We start from the raw sequence: 2,525 nt of genomic DNA, 5'->3' as shown, positions 1-2,525 counted from the left end.
TTATACATGATGATATTTTATAGTGGACTTATATACATACGAATGTATATGTGAAAAATCCAAATCCGGAATATTTTAAGAATGGTGCCATTAAAAAACAATCAGAATACATACAAATCAATGTTATACAGATTTTGAATCAACTTAAACCTGGAGAAACGGTAGAATACCAGCAAGCTTATATTGGCGATAAACAACAACTGTTTGCACGCGTTATTTTTAATCGATTAACAGATAAGCAACTTCAAAAACGACGAGCGAAGATCGTGGAAAAAGAAAAATAGAACGTACTCAGAAAAAAGTAAAATGATAGTGGGATTAAACGTGTACGTGACGAATATACCTTGGGAATGGGTTCCGATGGAACAGGTACATGAGTTATATACTTTACGTTGGCAAATAGAGATTGTCTTTAAAACATGGAAATCACTCTTCAAAATAGACCATTATCGTAATGTAAAACAGGAGCGATTAGAGTGCCAACTATATGGAAAGTTAATCGCTATTTTCCTATGTTCCTCTACAATGTTTAAAATGCGTCAACTTCTTTTACAAAAGAAGAAAAAAGAGTTAAGTGAATATAAAGCGATTGGTATGATTCAGGATCATCTATCTCTTTTGTATCAAGCCATACAGAGAAACACCCACGAAATAACAAAGGTCCTAATCCGCCTGTTCCACCTTCTAGAGAAAAACGGGCGGAAATCTCACAGATATGAGAAGAAGACTGTTTTTGATATCATGGGTGTTGTCTGTGAGTATAATGGATTGAAAAAACAAAAGAAAGTTGCATAATTTTAAAAATGAAACCCGTTAGGGTTTATTTGGGATGCGTATTTTTAAGAGTATGCTTGTATTTTAGGAATATTTTGATCCAATGAGTCGAAAGCTCAGGTTGTTTTTACCCTTAAGTTGATGGATGTGTATGGTGAGGCCTAGTATGTCATAAAAAAGTGATTCTTTTTGAATTATTTTCCATGTGGATATTGATTTGCATATTCTACATAACGCTTTACTGATAGATGAGAAAGGAATCCTGTTCTTTTTATGACTTCCTCTGTAGACATATTTCTTTCTAGACAGCGTAGAATATAGGTGTTCCGTAAGTGCTGTGCTGAAATTCCTTTTCTCAGTTGCGCTCTGGCTACTTCTAATCGAATCATCTTTTGCACAGCAATGGCTGTTAGTGCTTTGGGAGCATCATTGTCATACACCCAACGAAATGTCCCTCGTTTAAAATCAAATGCAACCAATAACGGATCTGTACTGTGATATCTAGGACGAACTGGTTCAGGTATCGTTTTATAGTACGTAAATAAACGTATTTTATCCTCTTCCTTTAACATGATCCTTCTCTCTGTCCCTTTGTTATGTAGAACAGTAATCATGTTCTTTCCCAAGTGCACCTGTTGCATCTGTAACGATACGAGTTCTTGTAGTGTGAGCCCATAATCCAAAAGAAGTGATAGGATGGATACATTTCGATCTATGAGAAGCGGTCGAACGGAAAGTTGTTCTTCTGATAATCCTTCAGAAGAAGAAAGAATGTTTTTCAGCTTTTTCTCTTCTTCCTTTGTAATAAAGTCCTCCTTGCGTAGGGCCCGATTCGGTGGAGTGATTCCCTGCATTTCTACAATAGGACTTGGAATACCCAAGAACTGATACAATTTCTTTAACACGACTGCAATGCGATGAATGGTTTTCTCTCCATACTTACGTTTGTATATGAGTTCCTGAAAATAGGCTTCAAAATCTTCTTTATCTATCTTGTTCCATAAGTTCTTTTCTTGAAAACGATTCGAGGTTTGCAGCCATCTTCCAAAGTCCTCAATATCATAGACATATCGTTTAATTGTGGATGTTTTTCTTCCACGACTAGCTAAAAAGAAAGAAAAATTTTGTAAGGTATCCTCAAATTCTTTTCTATTCATGTACCTATCACCTCACTTTTTCTGTACAATTTTCATTTCAGCTTAGCTGGGTATTTCCAATCTCGCTTATCTTGTTTATCAGGTTTTGTTTTTGGCTTCTTTCGCTCTATTTTGTTCTTCACCTGATTTTGTTGTTCTAATGTATCTAACTTTGTTTGCATTTTCTCCATCTGTTCTTTTACTTCTTTAAGTTCCAACTTAATTTCTGATAGCAATCTTAAAATGGCATCGCCTTTATTCATAACAACCACCTTACTTCAGAAGATGAGTATTTTCTCAATATATAATAGATTGAATTTTCTGTTTTATTCAGTATAATTAAGAAGAATAACTGTCATTATTCCCTTCTCGTAGGACGGACTATGCCAATAGAACCGTTCTTTTTTTATGTTGATCCTTTTTATTATCTAGAAATTCATTATACTATGAATTTGAGTGACTTTCATTTCATCTTTTATCTATGGACAGATTATTTCAATAGTCTGTTCTTTTTTATTCATAAAGGTACACCTTTTGATACTCTTTGTTTTTTATAGATTTATAGTACCAAAAGGTTTTAATCCACCGTTTCGGAACGTTTCTTTAATATGTATA

General features: G+C 34.2%; 2 protein-coding genes and 1 pseudogene. 1 reads left to right on the top strand and 2 read right to left on the bottom strand.

Translation table 11 applies throughout. The features are described from left to right. Positions 1-32: 32 nt before the first annotated feature. Positions 33-795: pseudogene (locus ATL10_RS30530) on the top strand (transposase); the annotation flags it as partial. Between the two features lie 173 nt (positions 796-968). Here ATL10_RS30530 and ATL10_RS30525 read toward each other — a convergent pair. Together ATL10_RS30525 and ATL10_RS30520 are read right to left on the bottom strand one after the other, a co-directional pair. Next, complete coding sequence (locus ATL10_RS30525) at positions 969-1,931, bottom strand: tyrosine-type recombinase/integrase (RefSeq protein ID WP_110498356.1); 963 nt, start codon at positions 1,929-1,931, stop codon at positions 969-971. A 32-nt stretch (positions 1,932-1,963) separates the two neighbouring features. Continuing rightward, positions 1,964-2,173, bottom strand: coding sequence for a hypothetical protein (locus tag ATL10_RS30520; protein WP_088081389.1), 210 nt, complete (start codon positions 2,171-2,173; stop codon positions 1,964-1,966). Positions 2,174-2,525 lie beyond the last annotated feature (352 nt).

The organism is Bacillus sp. 196mf (assembly GCF_003217275.1).
Classification (GTDB): domain Bacteria; phylum Bacillota; class Bacilli; order Bacillales; family Bacillaceae_G; genus Bacillus_A; species Bacillus_A thuringiensis_S.
Note: the sequence above shows the minus strand (reverse complement) of the source record. Positions and strands in the feature narration are given on the sequence as shown.

Bases quoted from the DNA above. Each gene is read 5' to 3' on its own strand.
- ATL10_RS30520 (WP_088081389.1), bottom strand. From the start codon at position 2,173: ATGAATAAAGGCGATGCCATTTTAAGATTGCTATCAGAAATTAAGTTG.
- ATL10_RS30525 (WP_110498356.1), bottom strand. From the start codon at position 1,931: ATGAATAGAAAAGAATTTGAGGATACCTTACAAAATTTTTCTTTCTTT.